This window comes from Nocardia wallacei (genome assembly GCF_029869545.1).
Lineage (GTDB): Bacteria > Actinomycetota > Actinomycetes > Mycobacteriales > Mycobacteriaceae > Nocardia > Nocardia wallacei_A.
Genome location: NZ_JARWQD010000373.1, coordinates 38,762 through 53,906, shown reverse-complemented (window position 1 = coordinate 53,906; position 15,145 = coordinate 38,762). Strand labels below are relative to the sequence as shown.

At 69.4% G+C, this 15,145-nt stretch carries 20 protein-coding genes; 12 read left to right on the top strand and 8 right to left on the bottom strand.

Annotated features, from left to right (window positions below; genetic code table 11):
* The first annotated feature begins 551 nt into the window (after positions 1-551).
* The 3 genes from QH290_RS34670 to QH290_RS34660 all read left to right on the top strand — a co-directional run bounded on the left by QH290_RS34670 (position 552) and on the right by QH290_RS34660 (position 1,830).
* A complete protein-coding gene (locus QH290_RS34670) occupies positions 552-749 on the top strand; it encodes a hypothetical protein (RefSeq protein ID WP_280266880.1) in 198 nt (65 codons plus the stop codon).
* A gap of 120 nt (positions 750-869) precedes the next feature.
* Entirely contained in the window at positions 870-1,151 is a 282-nt protein-coding gene (locus QH290_RS34665; protein ID WP_280266882.1) for a hypothetical protein, read from the top strand.
* A gap of 94 nt (positions 1,152-1,245) precedes the next feature.
* Positions 1,246-1,830 (top strand): TetR/AcrR family transcriptional regulator, encoded by a 585-nt coding sequence (locus tag QH290_RS34660; protein WP_280266879.1) that lies wholly within the window; start codon positions 1,246-1,248, stop codon positions 1,828-1,830.
* Here QH290_RS34660 and QH290_RS34655 read toward each other — a convergent pair.
* Both QH290_RS34655 and QH290_RS34650 read right to left on the bottom strand, forming a co-directional pair.
* Positions 1,802-2,695 (bottom strand): class I SAM-dependent methyltransferase, encoded by an 894-nt coding sequence (locus tag QH290_RS34655; protein ID WP_280387558.1) that lies wholly within the window; start codon positions 2,693-2,695, stop codon positions 1,802-1,804. The genes QH290_RS34660 and QH290_RS34655 overlap by 29 nt on opposite strands.
* A gap of 109 nt (positions 2,696-2,804) precedes the next feature.
* Entirely contained in the window at positions 2,805-3,980 is a 1,176-nt protein-coding gene (locus QH290_RS34650) for a DUF418 domain-containing protein (RefSeq protein ID WP_280387556.1), read from the bottom strand.
* Positions 3,981-4,098: 118 nt separating this feature from the next.
* Here QH290_RS34650 and QH290_RS34645 point away from each other — a divergent pair, with 118 nt between their 5' ends.
* Positions 4,099-4,857: a TetR/AcrR family transcriptional regulator gene (locus tag QH290_RS34645; RefSeq protein ID WP_280270130.1), complete on the top strand. Its 759-nt coding sequence runs from the start codon at positions 4,099-4,101 to the stop codon at positions 4,855-4,857.
* Here the strand turns inward: QH290_RS34645 and QH290_RS34640 are convergent.
* Positions 4,840-5,124, bottom strand: a complete 285-nt coding sequence (locus QH290_RS34640) for a hypothetical protein (protein ID WP_280270129.1) — start codon at positions 5,122-5,124, stop codon at positions 4,840-4,842. The genes QH290_RS34645 and QH290_RS34640 overlap by 18 nt on opposite strands.
* 106 nt (positions 5,125-5,230) lie before the next feature.
* Between QH290_RS34640 and QH290_RS34635 the strand changes: the two genes are divergently transcribed.
* Entirely contained in the window at positions 5,231-5,587 is a 357-nt protein-coding gene (locus QH290_RS34635; RefSeq protein WP_280387554.1) for a hypothetical protein, read from the top strand.
* Positions 5,588-5,612: 25 nt separating this feature from the next.
* On the opposite strand, the gene QH290_RS34630 is transcribed toward QH290_RS34635, so the two are convergent.
* Both QH290_RS34630 and QH290_RS34625 read right to left on the bottom strand, forming a co-directional pair.
* Positions 5,613-7,037: an amino acid permease gene (locus QH290_RS34630; RefSeq protein ID WP_280387552.1), complete on the bottom strand. Its 1,425-nt coding sequence runs from the start codon at positions 7,035-7,037 to the stop codon at positions 5,613-5,615.
* A 55-nt stretch (positions 7,038-7,092) separates the two neighbouring features.
* Positions 7,093-7,566, bottom strand: a complete 474-nt coding sequence (locus QH290_RS34625; RefSeq protein ID WP_280270126.1) for a Dps family protein — start codon at positions 7,564-7,566, stop codon at positions 7,093-7,095.
* Positions 7,567-7,704: 138 nt separating this feature from the next.
* Between QH290_RS34625 and QH290_RS34620 the strand changes: the two genes are divergently transcribed.
* Both QH290_RS34620 and QH290_RS34615 read left to right on the top strand, forming a co-directional pair.
* On the top strand, positions 7,705-9,081 hold the full coding sequence (locus QH290_RS34620) for an MFS transporter (protein WP_280387551.1): 1,377 nt from the start codon (positions 7,705-7,707) through the stop codon (positions 9,079-9,081).
* A gap of 58 nt (positions 9,082-9,139) precedes the next feature.
* On the top strand, positions 9,140-9,502 hold the full coding sequence (locus QH290_RS34615; protein WP_280270135.1) for a MarR family winged helix-turn-helix transcriptional regulator: 363 nt from the start codon (positions 9,140-9,142) through the stop codon (positions 9,500-9,502).
* A 9-nt stretch (positions 9,503-9,511) separates the two neighbouring features.
* Here the strand turns inward: QH290_RS34615 and QH290_RS34610 are convergent, their stop codons facing one another.
* Positions 9,512-10,015 carry a gluconokinase gene (locus QH290_RS34610; RefSeq protein ID WP_280387550.1) on the bottom strand — a complete coding sequence of 168 codons (504 nt, stop codon included), beginning with the start codon at positions 10,013-10,015 and terminating at the stop codon, positions 9,512-9,514.
* Between the two features lie 129 nt (positions 10,016-10,144).
* Here QH290_RS34610 and QH290_RS34605 point away from each other — a divergent pair, with 129 nt between their 5' ends.
* Positions 10,145-10,630, top strand: coding sequence for a universal stress protein (locus QH290_RS34605; protein WP_280270123.1), 486 nt, complete (start codon positions 10,145-10,147; stop codon positions 10,628-10,630).
* Positions 10,631-10,724: 94 nt separating this feature from the next.
* On the top strand, positions 10,725-12,842 hold the full coding sequence (locus tag QH290_RS34600) for a DoxX family membrane protein (protein ID WP_280387548.1): 2,118 nt from the start codon (positions 10,725-10,727) through the stop codon (positions 12,840-12,842).
* Positions 12,843-12,958: 116 nt separating this feature from the next.
* Here QH290_RS34600 and QH290_RS34595 read toward each other — a convergent pair whose 3' ends face one another.
* A complete protein-coding gene (locus tag QH290_RS34595) occupies positions 12,959-13,438 on the bottom strand; it encodes a nitroreductase family deazaflavin-dependent oxidoreductase (RefSeq protein ID WP_280270121.1) in 480 nt (159 codons plus the stop codon).
* A 117-nt stretch (positions 13,439-13,555) separates the two neighbouring features.
* Here QH290_RS34595 and QH290_RS34590 point away from each other — a divergent pair, with 117 nt between their 5' ends.
* Positions 13,556-13,960, top strand: a complete 405-nt coding sequence (locus QH290_RS34590) for a hypothetical protein (RefSeq protein ID WP_280387546.1) — start codon at positions 13,556-13,558, stop codon at positions 13,958-13,960.
* 15 nt (positions 13,961-13,975) lie between these two features.
* A complete protein-coding gene (locus tag QH290_RS34585; RefSeq protein WP_280270119.1) occupies positions 13,976-14,131 on the top strand; it encodes a hypothetical protein in 156 nt (51 codons plus the stop codon).
* On the opposite strand, the gene QH290_RS34580 is transcribed toward QH290_RS34585, so the two are convergent.
* Positions 14,122-14,274: a hypothetical protein gene (locus tag QH290_RS34580; RefSeq protein WP_280387544.1), complete on the bottom strand. Its 153-nt coding sequence runs from the start codon at positions 14,272-14,274 to the stop codon at positions 14,122-14,124. The two genes, QH290_RS34585 and QH290_RS34580, sit on opposite strands and share 10 nt — an antisense overlap.
* A 124-nt stretch (positions 14,275-14,398) precedes the next feature.
* Here QH290_RS34580 and QH290_RS34575 point away from each other — a divergent pair, with 124 nt between their 5' ends.
* Positions 14,399-15,139 carry a serine hydrolase gene (locus QH290_RS34575; protein WP_280387542.1) on the top strand — a complete coding sequence of 247 codons (741 nt, stop codon included), beginning with the start codon at positions 14,399-14,401 and terminating at the stop codon, positions 15,137-15,139.
* Positions 15,140-15,145 lie beyond the last annotated feature (6 nt).

The following is a 15,145-nucleotide window of genomic DNA, read 5'->3' as shown; positions in this document are numbered from 1 at the left end:
ATGTGACCCTCGTGACTCGTCTAGTCCGCATTTCCCTCTTCGGGTGGCGGGTAGATGCCGAGCGAATCCAGTTCGACCCGGAACCTCGGCAAGCCGGCTGGTGAGACGCAACGGCCCCCCACGGCCCCAATCGCGTTTGTTTCGTACATGGGTGTCTCCCTGCTCGGTGGTGGCGGCCCCGCCGCCTGGCGCGGGGGGCCGGTGCTTGCATATGTTCGCGCAAATGTTCTTACAGTTGAAACCGACACTCAGACGATAGCACGCCAGTTGCCAGCTATCGACCCCTCCGATGTAGCGGAACCGTAAGAGCGGCAATGGCTTTGATCTTGACCCGTCATCCTCGCGCGTCGCCGGGAACAGGGCGGACTTTCTCATCCGACCAGTCTGTTTCTCCCTTCACCCGGAATTCGACCGTGCAGATGTACTTGCATCTGCACGACGCAGCGGCCTAAACTCGCTCTTGACGAGAATGGCCCGGATAGCGCCGGATCGTTCGGAAAGCCCGCGCCAGCGTCGCTAGACGACCCTCCGCGAACGGCCTGAGGCAGCCCATGAACCAGCTATTGCAGTATTCCGGTACCTGCGCATCCGCGACCGGCTCAGATAGCTTCGACGACTGCGCCGACGAACCTCGCGATCTCAGCTACCGCAGGGCCCGCACCATCCTGCGCGCACACGATCGCCATGTCGGCTGCAGGCAGTGGGTTGCCGCGGCCGCATATCTCTCCGCGGGTCTCGACGACGAGTAGCCGCCGTCAAGCCCGCTGAACGCGAAAGATGCGCGCGGGCAAGGGATCCGTGGGGTCCGAGTCCTCCGATCGAGATCTACCATGGAGGGGACGACTGCCGTCGCGCGGAACGAGCGCATCATGATCCTCCAAGCCGCACATGAGATCCTCCTGGCTCAGGTGATGAACCCGACGCCGGAGACACCTCCGGCCGCCGACAAGATCCTGAAGCTGGTCCGCTACTTCACGTGGTTCGTCCTGCTGTCCGGCACCACGGCGATCATCTACGCCGGGGGCAGGTTCGGCTGGGAGAAGTGGAGCGGCGGGCGACTGGAATCGCCGAAGATGGTGGCCGGGGCGCTGATCGGCGGCGTCCTCGCGACCAGCGCGGGCACCATCATGAATTCGATTCTCGGACAGTAGTTTTCGAACCACACCCGCACCTCGGCCGCCCTCCGGCGCCGCGGGCGCTAGGCTCGTGCCGACCGGTCGGCAGATGCGGAAGTGGAGGCGGCAGGTGGCAGGTCGGCGCACCGACACCCGGGACAGGATCCGCTCGGTGGCGATGGAACTGTTCTCCGCCCAGGGCTACGAGCGCACGTCGATCCGGGAGATCGCCGAACGCCTCGGCATCACCAAGGCCGCCGTCTACTACCACTTTCCGGCCAAGGAGGACATCGTCGTCAGCCTCGCCGACGACCTGCGCGCGGGCGTCGACGAGATCCTGGCCTGGGCCGCCACCCAGCCGCCGGGGCGGACCACCGGCCGGGAGATCCTGCGCCGCTACGCCGCCGTCCTGCACGACACCGGCCGCGATATGACCCGCTTCATGTACGAGAACCAGGCCGCCTTCCGCCGCCTGGGCGTGGGAGCGGGCCTGCGCTACCAGTTCCGCGCGGTCGCCGAGGCCATGACCGAGCCCGATCACGCGCCGATGGCGGTGTTCCACGCCCGCCAGGCCCTCGCGGCGGTGTCCTGGAGCGTGGGCCTGATGGGCGACCTGGATCTCACCGACGCTCAGTGCGGCGAGGCCGCCGTGGCGATCGGGTTCGACATCTTCGATCGGGCCGGTGTCAGGGACGCACCGCGGTCACGAGACTGATCAGATTCGAGATCGACCCGTCGGAGCCGCCCGGCGCCGGGCGACCGTGGGCGCGCAGGTAATCCGGGACGTCGACGCGCTCGGCGGTCCAGCCGCGGGCGGTAAACCAACCGGCGGCCTCGCTGCGCGGCTCGTTGTAGATCAGGCCGAGCCACTCGTTGCGCGCGGCGTCCGCCTCGCCGGAATTCTCGGCCAGCGCCGCGGCGGCCTCCTCCGGCAGCGGATCCATCTGCTCGATGGCCACCCGGCTGCCCGGCGCGCTCAGCGATTCGATCGTCTCGAACAGCTGCTCCACCGCGGCGGCGGGCAGATAGATGAGCAGCCCCTCGGCCAGCCAGGCCGTGGGCGCCGACGGATCGAATCCGCTCTCGCGCAGGGCCCGCGGCCAATCCTCGCGCAGATCCACCGGCACCTCGCGCCGGTCGGTGCGCGGCTTGTCGCCGTTGTCCGCCAGCACGTTGCGCTTGAATTCCAGCACCTGCGGACGGTCGAGCTCATAGACGACGGTGCCGTCGGGCCAGGGCAGGCGGTAGGCGCGGGCGTCCAGTCCGGCGGCCAGGATCACCACCTGCCGCACCTCGGCGGCCGTCGCGTCGCGGAAGTAGTCGTCGAAGTACTTGGTGCGGGCGACCTGGAATTCCTGGAAGTCGCGGCCGAATTCGGTCGCGGTGAGGGGGTGCTCGGGCGCCTCCCCGTCGAGTAACGCCGCCCACTCGTCCCCGGCGGCGCGCAGAAAGTCCTCGGCGAACGGATCCTCCGCCAGGGCCTGTTCCTGATCACCGCCCAGCGCTCGCGCGGCGGCGACGAACAGCGCGGTAGACCCGACCCCGGTCGTGATATCCCAGGCATCTCCCTCGGTACGCATGGTCGACAACCTACCTGGCGCGCGCCGCGGGAGCATCCGGACATACCGCCCCGAGCGCCACGCGGCCCGCGCAATCTCGCGACACCCCAGCGTGTTTCGCCGTCCCGTCCTACGCCGAGACGGCAGGTGAGCGCTCGCGCAGCGCGGGACGGTGGCCGATGGTGATCCAGCGCAGCACCCATTCGGCCGGACCGTAGCGGAAGCGGCGCAGCCACAGCGCACTGAGCACCAGTTGCGCACCGAAGATCGCGAACGCCAGCACCAGCAGCCCCGGAGGCGATACCGAACCCGCTGCGCCCAAGCCGATTCCGGTGAAAATGAGCAGGCCGATCACCGACTGCCCGAGATAGTTCGTCAGGGCGATGCGCCCGGCCGGTGCGAGCGCGCGCCGCAGCCGTCCACCGCGCGGGTGGTGCATCGCCCGCAGCAGTGTCGCCACATAGGCCGCCGACAGCAGCGGTGCGCTCGCGATCCCCGCCGCCGCGGCGAGCGTGCTCGACGGTCCGCCGCCCAGCGCGTACACGAGGCCACCGGCCAGCCCCAGCGGGAAGCCGATCCACTGCATCCGGCGCAGCACCGGCTCGTCGCCGCGCACGCGGGCCAGCAGTCCGCGCCGCCCGGCGACCATGCCGAGCAGGAACATCGCCAGCGCCGTCGGGCCCTGCAGGGTCAGCGACTGCATCAGCAGCAGGGGCAGTCCCGCGAGGTTGTGGCCGATGATGTCGGCCCAGCCGCCCAGCAGCGCCTGCGTCTGCTCGGCCGCGCTGGCGCGGGCCTGATCGGCCGACGGCAGGAACGACGAGGTATCGACGAGGAGCCCGGTGGCCGCGGTGCCCAGCACGACGACGCCGTAGATCCAGCAGGCGATCCGGATCGCGGTGCGGTCCCCGGTACCGCGCAGCGCCAGCAGGATCAGGCAGGCGACGGCGTAGGTGGCGAGGATGTCGCCGCCGTAGACGAACACCGTGTGCAGCACCCCGAATGCGAACAGCCCGGCGATGCGGCGCAGGATGCGCGGCCGGAAGGCGGCCTCGGCCCGCGCGGCGGCCGACATCTGCAGGGTGAAGCTGTAGCCGAACAGGAACGAGAACAGCAGGTAGAACTTCATGCTCGCCAGCAGTTCGATCGCGCCGCGCACGGCGTCGTCCAGCGCGCTCGAGTACGCCGGATCGTCGACCAGATTCCCGGGATATCCCGAGGCCATGAAGGTGATGTTCACCAGGAAGATGCCGAGCAACGCGAATCCGCGCAGCGCATCGACATCGTGAATGCGCTGGTCAGTCATTGATCTACCTCTCACCGGACCGGCCGCGGCAGTTAATATCCGCTGGATACTTTCGGTTGGATACTATATCGGGAGCGCGGCCGATGCCAAGATGGATCCCGATGCGAGGAGATCAACGGTGAGCGAGCGGACGATCCCGGCCGAACTGGCGCGGCTGTGGCGCCTGCCCATCCCCCAGCGGCCCGGGCGCCCGCCGGTCCTGGACGTGAATCAGGTCGTCGCGGCCGCGATCGAGCTGGCCGACCGGCACGGGCTGGCGGCGGTGACCCTCGAAAAGGTCGCGCAGACACTGGGTTTCACCAAGATGGCGCTGTACCGTCACGTCGGCTCGAAGGAGCAGCTACTCGAGTTGATGGCCGACGAGGCGATCGACGCGCCGCCCGATATCCGCCGCGCGCCCGGGCAGTGGCGCGCGGCACTCACCGACTGCGCCCTCGCGCTGCGTGCACGCTACGCCCGCCGCGGCTGGCTGCTGCACGTGCCGATCGCCGGACCGCCGCAGGGCCCCAACATGATCGGCTGGATGGAGGTGCAGTTGCGGGCGCTGCGCGGCGCGGATCTGGACTGGGGCACCAAACTGGGCCTGCTGATGCCGCTGGGCGGCTATGTGCGCCAGGCCTGCCTGACCGAGCAGCAGATGCTGGTATCGCGCGGCGGGCGCGACCAGGCCGATGTCGAGCACGAGTACGGCGCCGCACTCGCACGGCTCATCGATGCCGAGCGCTTCCCGGAGTCCGCGAAACTGTTCGCCGCCAACCCTTTTCCGGAATCGGTCGAGCCGGGACACGATATGGCCGCCGCGGATTTCCGCTTCGGGCTCGATGTCGTGCTCGACGGCATCGCCGCGGCGCTCGGCCGCTCAGGAGACCGGCGGTAGCAGCGGCGGTGTGAACACCTCGTCGAGCGGGGTCGGTCCGGTGTAGCGGCGGCAGTTGCACCCCACCCACTCGCGCAGGCCGTGGCCGGTCTTGCGGAAGATCTCGGCGTGGCAGTTGCCGGATTCACGATCGTGCAGCGCCAGGTCGTGACCGCACCCGCACGCCGCGGGCAGCTTGTCGCCGCGTCGGCGACGGCTCATCCGGCCGACGGCCCAGCCGAGAGCGAGCAGCCCGGCACCGACCGCGAGGCTGAAGGGATCGAACATGACTGACAGTATACGTATACGCATAGAATCTCGTCGATCTTTCTCCCGCATCGGTGGATGCATCGCCCCGCACCGGGTAATCACGGGCGGTAAGGAGGTGATACGGATGATCGACGATGTCGAGAAGCGCTGGCACGATCCCGGCATGTTCCGCCGGGCCGCCGCCTACGTCGCCGTCGTGCTCGCGATCGCCGTCCTGGTGGGTGCGGCGGTCTCGGCCTGGGCCGGGCGGCGCGAGCCGTGCGCCTCGGCGGCCGGGATGTTCTGCGATACCGCCTCGCGCGCAACGATTCTCGCGGGACCCGGAGCGGTACTGGTGGCGGGAACGGTCGGCGCGTTCATCACCACCTATCGCGCGTGGAAACACCACCGCGCCTGGCCGATCTGGCAGGGCGCGGGCTGGTTCCTGATGACGGTGACGCTGGCCTTCCTGGCCATCGGCTCGATGGTGGCCGGTGGCTGAGCGCCACCGGCCGATCATCGAGATACTAAGCGGCGCTTGCCGTTTCGCGCCGGTGGACGAGGCGGTTGACGATCGGGTACCCCGCGCACACCAGCACCGCCCACACCGCGCCGACGACGAGTGCGGTGCGGCCGCTGTCGGTGAAGAACAGCAGCACCACGACCAGGCCCAGCAGGCCCAATGCGAGCGCGCTGGTCACCGGCGCGCCCGGCAGCCGGTAGTCGCTGGCCGGGAGTTCCCCGCGGCGCACCTTGGCGCGGTACAGGAAGTGGCAGACCAGGATCATGCCCCACACGAAGATGATCCCCATCGTCGACACCGACGTGATGTAGGCGAACGCCTTGTCCGGCGACACCACATTCACGATCACACCGATCACCATCATCGCCGCCGACACCACGATCCCCGCATACGGCACCCGCCGCTTACTCAACCCCGACAACGCCGCCGGAGCCTCCTCACGCAGCGACAGGCTGCGCAGCATCCGCCCGGTGGAGTAGATACCCGAGTTACACGACGACAACGCCGCGGTCAGCAACACGAAGTTGATCAAACCGGCCGCGCCCGGAATCCCGATCTGCGAGAACACCTCCACGAACGGGCTACGGCCCTCATGGAACTGCGTCCAGCTCACCACCGACATGATGATGATCAACGCACCCACATAGAACAACCCGATCCGCAGCGGCAACGTGTTGATCGCCTTACGCAACGTCTGACGCGGATTCTCCGCCTCACCCGCGGTCACACCCACCAACTCCACACCGACATAGGCGAACACCACGATCTGCAACGCCAGCATCGCCTGCCCGAACCCGTTCGGGAACACCCCACCCTCGGCCCACAGATTCGTCACCGACGAATGATCGGTGTGCCCGAACCCGAACGCCAGCACCCCGATACCGATCACGATCATCGCCACGATCGCGGTCACCTTGATCGCGGAGAACCAGAACTCGCCCTCACCGAAGATCCTCACCGAGATCAAGTTCGCCGCGAACAACACACCCAGCACCACCAAAGCCGTCAGCCACTCCGGCACCGCGAACCAGTACTTCACATACTTGCCCGCGACCGTGATCTCGGCCATGCAGGTCGCCACCCACACCGCCCAATACGTCCACCCCGTCACGAAACCGGCGAACCGGCCCAGGAACTCGTTGGCGTACTCGGCGAAACTGCCCGACACCGGACGGTAGGTCAGCAGCTCGCCGAGGGCACGCATGATCACGAAGATCGCCAAACCGGCAGCCAGATAACACAGAATCAGCGCGGGCCCCGCCTGCTCGATAGCGCCGCCCGCGCCGTAGAACAGGCCGGTGCCGATCGCGCCGCCGATGGCGATCATCTGAATAGTCCGCGGGTTCAGGCCACGCTTGTAGCCCTCTTCCTCACCCGCGGTCGCGAGAGGTGGCGCGCTCGGCGCCGCCGTATTGCGGTCGGTCGTCATGACCGGCACGCTACCGCGACCTTGTTAATGGCGCTTTGCCGACATCGCGGTGATCTCAGGCCAGCTGGGCCTCCCACATCCAGTGCAGTTGCTCGAGTCGCGCGGTGATGTCCAGGAACAGGTCCTGGGTGACCGGGTCCGCCTTGTCGGTGGCATCGATGCGGGCGCGCATGCGGCGGATGATCGCGGCGAGATTGCCGGTGATCGCCTCGACGACGTCGGTGTCACGCTGCCAGCCCGCCGGGAAGCCCTCGGCGGAGGTCTCCTCGGCGACGGTGCGGGCGCGCCCGTCCGGGCTGACCCCGATCGCGGCCGCCCGCTCGGCGGCGGCGTCGGTGAACTTCCGTGCCGCCGTCACCAGTTCGTCCAGGGCCAGATGCACCGGCCGGAAGCGCGGTCCGAGCACGTTCCAGTGCGCCTGTTTGGCGATCAGCGTCAGGTCGATCAGATCGACGACGGCGCCGCACAGGGCCTCGCCCGCGATGCGCTGCTGCTCGGTGTCCAGGGTCGTGGTGATCGGTTGTGCCATGACCTGACTCCCTTCCTCATAGCGTGCTCACAACCCGGTGCTACCCGCCGCGATCGAGATCAACCGAGCCGGATACCGGTGACCCATCCCACAGCGGCAGGGGTTGTCGGCAGATAGTTGTGAATTCACAATCATTGTGTGCCTACAACTACCGAGGGGTTGAGCGCGCGCCGGAAGACCATCGTGCTGGTGACGTGTTGCCTGAGCCTGCTGATCTCGTCCATGGACGCGACGATCGTCGACGTCGCGATCCCCACCATTCGCGCCGAGATGGACGCGTCGCTGTCGTGGCTGCAGTGGATCATCGACATCTACACCCTCACCCTCGCCAGCCTGCTGATGCTGTCCGGGGCGGCCGCGGACCGGTTCGGGCGCAAGCGGGTCTTCCGCATCGGACTGTCCACCTTCGCGGTGGGGTCGCTGCTGTGCAGCCTGGCGCCCTCGGTCGAGGTGCTGATCGGCGCGCGGTTCGTGCAGGCCATCGGGGGATCCATGCTCAATCCGGTGGCGATGTCGATCATCACCACCGTGTTCACCGGGCGGGTCGAGCGGGCCCGCGCGGTCGGGGTGTGGGGCGCGGTCGTCGGCATCTCCACTGCGCTCGGGCCGATGGTCGGCGGCGGGCTCATCGATACCCTCGGCTGGCAGTCGGTGTTCTGGATCAACCTGCCGATCTGCGCGATCGCGCTCGTGCTGACCACCGTGTACGTGCCGGAGACGAAATCACAGACCATGCGCGGGATCGACGGGATCGGGCAGGCGCTGGCCGTCGTCGTGCTGTTCACGCTGGTGTTCGGACTGATCGAGCGGCAGCCGCTGGTGTTCGCGGTGACGGCGGTGGCGCTGGCGGCGTTCGTCTTCCACGAGTGGCGGCATCCGTCGCCGTTCATCGACCTGCGCTTCTTCCGCAGCGTGCCGTTCAGCTCGGCCACCGTCATCGCGGTGTGCGCCTTCGCTGGGCTGGGCGCCTTCCTGTTCAGCGCGTCGCTGTATCTGCAGGACACACGGCACTATTCGGCGGTGCACACCGGGCTGCTGTACCTGCCGATGGCCATCGGCATGCTGATCTTCTCACCGCTGTCGGGGCGGCTGGTCGGGCGGTACGGCACGCGGCCCTCGCTGCTGGTGGCCGGGACGTTCATGGCGGCCGCCGCCGTGCTGCTGACCGGTCTGCACTCCGGCACTCCCGTGTGGGAGCTGATCATCATGTTCGCGGTGTTCGGGATCGGGTTCGGCATGGTGAACGCGCCGATCACCACCGCGGCCGTGAGCGGGATGCCGCTCGATCGCGCCGGTGCCGCCGCGGCGCTGGCCTCCACCAGCCGCCAGGTCGGCGTCAGCATCGGTGTGGCATTGTGTGGCCTGTTGACCGGCGCGAGCCTGTGGTGGGTGCTGGCCGGGCTCGCCGCGAGCATCGCCGTTCTCGGCGTCGCCGCCAACACCGGGTGGGCCGAGCGGTCCCGGGATCGGGTCGCGCCATTGCTCGAACAGAAGGTTCCTGCCAGTGTCGGATAACGCCCCGCCGGATGTCCCCACCGCCGACGAGGTCTGGCGGCTGCTCACCCACGTGGTGATGGATACCCGCGATCAGTGGAAGCGGGCGGTCGTCGAGCGAACGGGCATGCCGTTCAGCCGGATTCGGGTGCTGCGGCGGTTGCGCCCGGGTCCGATGACGGTGAAGGAACTGGCGCACGCGGCCACCATGGACGCGCCCGCCACCACCGTCACCGTCAACGATCTCGAGGAGCGCGGGCTGGTGGTGCGTGAGATCGATCCGGCGGACCGGCGCTCGAAGCTGGTGTCGATCACCGAGACCGGGCGCGCGGTCCTGGCCGACGCCCTGGCGACACCGGATCCGGCCCCGGACTCGCTGACCACCCTGTCCCCCACCGACTTACGTGCGCTGCGGGATCTGCTGCGCAAGCTGGAGCATTGACCCCCGCCCTCACTCGGGTGAATTCAGCTCGGCGAGTATCTGTTTCACCACATCGGGCACCGGGCGGGCGCCCTCGACGGTGATACCCGGCTCGCCGGGAGCCAGTGGCTGACGGATGGCCAGCTGCGAATCCAGCATCCGGGCCCGCATGAAATGGCCTGTGCGCGCGGACATCCGGCGTTTCAGTTCGTCGTAGGGGACCTCGAGGTCGACGAAGAACGCGGTCGGCGCGGCGGCGCGCAGCCGGTCGCGGTACTCGCGTTTGAGCGCCGAGCAACTGGCCACACCGCGGCCCGGCCGCTCGGCCAGCCAGGCGCCGACCGCATCGAGCCAGGGCCACCGGTCCGCGTCGTCGAGCGGGACTCCGGCCGACATCTTGGCGACGTTCTCCGCGGGATGGAAGTCGTCGCCGTCGGCGTACTCGACGCCCAGCGCCGCGGCCAGCCGCTCACCGACGGTCGTCTTACCGGCGCCCGAGACGCCCATCACGACGATTGATCGCTGGTCGGTCATGAACCCGACACTAACCCGGAGGTCGCCCTGTTCGGCGCGTGGCCGCGCCCGGCTACTTTCGGGCACTCGGTCACGCAGCGCCGGGATCAGGGCTGGGAGCGCGTGCCGACCTGTTCTACGCTCGACAGCGTGGCGGAGGAGACAACACCGGAATGGGCGCCCAGCGCATCGTCCGGCTTCGAACTGGGCACCGACGGACCGAACGTGATCATGGTCGGCATCGACGGATCCGACGCCTCCTGGCGCGCCGCCGCCTACGCCGCCGGGCTCGCCCGGCGCCAGAGCGCGCTGCTGGCAATGGTTTACGTGCAGCCGTGGATGGCGATGGCGGGCGCGTACGGCGCGGATGTGCAGGGCGTGACCGCGGAGATGGCCGACGATCTGGCCCGCCAGATCCAGGAGCACGCCGAGCGCGTCCGCGACGTCTACGCGACACGCTGGAAATTCCTCACCCGGCGCGGTGACCCGTATGCCGGATTGGCCAGTGCCGCAGACGAACTCAAGGCGGATGCGGTGGTCGTCGGGGCCTCGGAGAAGGCCGGGCACCGGCTGGTGGGCTCGGTCGCGGTGCGGCTGGTCAAGGCGGGGCGCTGGCCGGTCACCGTCGTGCCCTGAGCCGGATCCGCGGCGTATCTCCCCGGTCCGCCCGCGTTTGACCCGCACAACTGCGGGAACCCGCCCGAACAGCCTCGAGGAAAGGGTTCTCGTCATGATCATCCGCCGACTTGCCCGCCCGCTGTTGGCCACCGCCTTCGTCGTCGACGGGGTCGACACGCTGATGCATCCCGAGCCGCGCACGAAGGCCGCGGCGACATTGGTGGCGCGCGGCGAGCAGAAACTGTCACCGCAACTGGCCGCGAAGCTGCCCGGCGATCCGGGGCAGGTGGTGCGCGTCAATGCCGCCACCCAGGTCGGGGCCGGTGTGCTGCTGGCGATGGGCCGGGTGCCGCGGCTGTCCGCGCTGGTCCTGGCGGTGACGGTCGTTCCCGCCACCGTGACCGAACAGGACTTCTGGAACGAGTCCGACCCGGACCGCCGCGCCGCCAAACGCATCGCCTTCCTCAAGGACCTCGGCCTGCTGGGCGGGCTGATGATCGCCGCGGCCGATACCGAGGGCAAGCCGTCGCTCGGCTGGCGCGGCCGTCGCGCCGCCCACCGCGCCGCCACCGCCCTGCCCATCGGCGCCGGCGAGTCATGGCGAGAGCGCCTGCAACACCAGGCTTCACACGCCCGCGACCTCTCCCGAACCGCCGAACACCACACCACCGAACTGGCCGACGCAGCCCAACACCGCGCCGCCGACCTCGCCGAGGCCGCACAGCGTCACACGGAGAAGCTCGCGGACCGCACCAAACACCACGTCCGCGAATGGGCCGAGACCGCCGAACACCGCGGCGCGGAACTCGCCGAGGCGGCCAAACACCGCGGCGCCGACCTCGTCGAAGCCGCACAGCAGCACGGCACCGAACTCGCCGATACCGCGCGGCGCCGCACGGAGATGTGGGCAGACCGCGGCGAACATCACGGGGGCGAGTGGGCCGAGGCAGCACAGCATCGCGCCAGCACTTGGGCGGACAGGGCTCAACACCACGCCGCCGAACTCGCCGAAGCCGCACAGCGCCGCGGCTCAGCACTGGCGGAAGCGGCGCAGCAACACGGTGCCGAACTCGCTGAGGCCACGCAGCATCGCACCGAGAAGCTGGCGCAGGCGGCGAAGCACCGCGGCAGCGAATGGGTCGACGCGGCGGAACACCGCGGCGCCGACTGGGCCGAGCAGGCACGGCACCGCGGCGCCGACCTGGCCGACAAGACCAAGCACCGGGGCGCCGAGCTGACCGATACCGCACAGCATCGCGGCAGCGAATTCGCCGGTCTCACAAGGGAACACGGCGGGGCCGCAGCCCGAGCCGCGCGACGCCGCGCGCGTGACTTGGCGGAGCGGGCGCGGCAGCGGAGCGACGCCGAGACCGCCCGGGATCGCGGGGGTGAATACGCCGATCTTGCCAAGAAGCGCGGCGGCGCGATGGCACGAGCCGCGCGGCGCCGCGGGCGCGACTTGGCGGAACGGGCACGGCGGCGGCGTGCGGACACCGACTGGGCGGCGAAGGCCGAGCGGCGCCGAGCCGAGCTGGCGCGAACCGCACAGGGCCGCACCGGACGTCGCGGTTCCGATTTCACCGAGACCGGTCGCGATCGCCGCAGGCAGCTGACCGACACCGGTCGACAGCGTGGCATGCGCATCGCCGACACCGGACGGGACCGCGGCAAACTGTTGACCGAGACAGCTCGGGCTCGCAGCAAACTCTTGGCCGAGACCGGCAGGGACCGCGGCAAGCACCTAGCCGAGACCAGCAGGGACCGCAGCAAGCACCTAGCCGAGACCAGCAGGGACCGCAGCAAGCACCTAGCCGAGACCGGCCAGCAACGCGGCAAGCACCTAGCCGAGACCGGCCAGCAACGCGGCAAGCACTTGGCCGAGACCGCGCGCCACCGTGGGACCGAACTGCTCGAAGCCGCGCAGGACCGCGGGACCGAACTGCTGGAGGTTGCGCAGGGTCGTGGGGCCGAGTGGGCTGAGGTGGCTCAGGAGCAGGGGGCGGATCTCACTGCCCGTACTCGGCGGCGGGGGCGGAAGCTGGCCCGCCGCGCCCGGCAGCGCAGCCGCGAGCTGGCGGACACGAACCGGGACCGCGCCTGGGCCCTGGCCGCCGAGGCCTCCCAGCACGCCGCCGAACTCGCCGACCGCGCCAAGGAACACAGCACCGAGCTGGCCCACCGCGCCGAATCCCACCGCAAACCCCGCCGCCGCTTCCTCCGCCGCAGCTAACCACCCCCGCACCGCGCTTCCCGCACCCCTTATCCGTTCGCGCACCCCCTACGAGGTCCTGTAGGGGGTGCGAGGTCACGCATGGGGTGCGGGAAGCCTGCCGACCCGGGGTGGGGTTAGATGCGGGTTAGTTCGTAGAGGCGGAAGGGGCGGGTGGGGGTCAGGCGTTGTTCCATGGTGTAGCCGGGCCAGTAGGTGGTGGCGCGGTGCCAGGCGCGGTCGCGGTCGGGGCCGGTGAGGCGGCGGACGCGGACCTTGAAACGTTCTCCGCCGCTGTGGATTTCAGCGTGGTCTGCGGCGTTGAGGTTGGCCGACCACGCCGGATGTTCGGGCCTGCCCCAGTTCGATCCGACCAGTAGGTAGGAGCCGGGCCCGTCGGGGACGTACAGCAGCGACACCGTGCGCGGCAGGCCCGTCTTGCGGCCCAGCACGGTCAGCTCCATCGATGGCAGCCCGGCCAGATCGAGTACGCCGTGGCGGCCGCGACTGAGCCGGCGCACCACGCGCTCGAGGACCGCGACGGCGGGTGCGGCGCGCATCACCGACGGGCGGCGCGCGATGGCGCGCCCCACGGCGGGCAATGGATTCCTCGGCACCCCTTCACCGTATAGGCATACGGTTTCGCGCCCGGACAGCAACCCCGCCAGGCCGTTTGAACCGCACGGTCACGGGCATTGCCAGGACACAACCGTCCGACAAGATTTGGAATTGTCATGATTGTTCTCATCGGACTGATCGTGCTGATCGCCGCGGTCGTCATCGGCGTCGCCGCGGTGGCCGCCAACCTCGGCGACGCGCATCTGCTGTCGACCGAGTTCACCGTCTTCGACCAGCCGTTCACCGGCTCGGAGGGCGAACTGTTCGCGGCCGGTGCCGCGGTCGGCGCGGCCGGAATGCTGGGCCTGGCACTGCTGTTGACGGGTGCGCTGACCGCCACCCGGCGTAATGCCCAGGTGCGCCGCGAACTTCGCCGCTCCCGCCGCGAAACGCCTTCCGCCCGGGGCGATATCGAGCCTGCGCGCGTGCCGTCGGCCGAACGTCACGCCCGGCCGTGGAGCCGCCTGTTCGGCCGTCCCGGCTCCCCGCAGACCACCCATCACGCACGGTCACACGGCTGACAGAACGGGCACACCATGATCATTCTCGGAATCCTGCTGATCATCGTGGGATATCTGCTCGGCATTCCCCTTCTCACCACGATCGGCGTCGTCCTGGCCGTCGCCGGTGCGGTGCTGGTCCTGCTGGGCGGCATCGGCCGCCCGGTCGGAGGGCGACGACACTACTTCTGACCGCCGGTCAGGAATTCCCCCATCGCCTTCGCGACCGCCTGCGGCTGGTCGAGCATGGACAGCACATAGGCATCATCGATTTCGACCAGCCGTCCGCGATCCACCGAACCCTGCACGCCGCCGGGCGCGCGATGGCGGTCCATCTCGACGCGGCGTTTGCGGGCATCGGAGAAGTAGCGGGACGCGACAGGGGACCAGAATCGTATATTTGTCCGAAATGCGGTGATTCGTAATAAACCTCACCGGCGCCGTCGATAGGCTGTGAGCATGCTGTCGATCTGCGCAGTCCGGCACGGCGAGGCTCCGTTCTACGCGATCAACGCCGATGCCACCCACGACGCGGCGAGCACGGTGAAGACCGCGGTGCTGGCGGCGCTGTACCGCAGCGGGACCGACCTGGATGTCTCGGTGCCCGTGCACGATCGGTTCGCGTCGCAGATTCCCGGCCGGTCGTTCCACCTGCGGGCGGACGAGGACAGCGATCCGATTCCGTGGCGGCGCATCGGCGGCCGGGCGACGGTGCGCTGGCTGGCCGAGCGGATGATCACGCACTCGTCGAATCTGGCCGCCGGTCTCTGCGTCGAGCGGATCGGCCTGGAGCCGGTCGCCCGGGTGTTGCAGGACATGGGAATCTCCGGCACCCGGATGGCTCGGCTGCCCGGCGACGATCCGGCACGCGAGGCGGGCGCCGCCAACCAGGTGACGGCCGCGGGGTTCGCACGGCTGCTGCTGGCACTGCGGCCCGACGAGCTGAACCTGCTGGAGCGCAACACCTTCCGCGACGACCTGCCGATCGGCCTGCCCGCGGGCGCCCGCGTCGCGGTCAAGAACAGCTGGGGGCACCACCTGCGGCACAGCGGTGCGCTCGTCTTCCCGCCCGACGCCCCGCCGTACGCGCTGGCCGTCTGCTACACCGGCCCGCTCGCCAACGGCCGCGCGGTCGGCGACCCGGCAGCGCGCCTGCTGGCCCGCGTCTCCGCACAGGTCTGGTCACGGCGGCGCTACTGATACCCG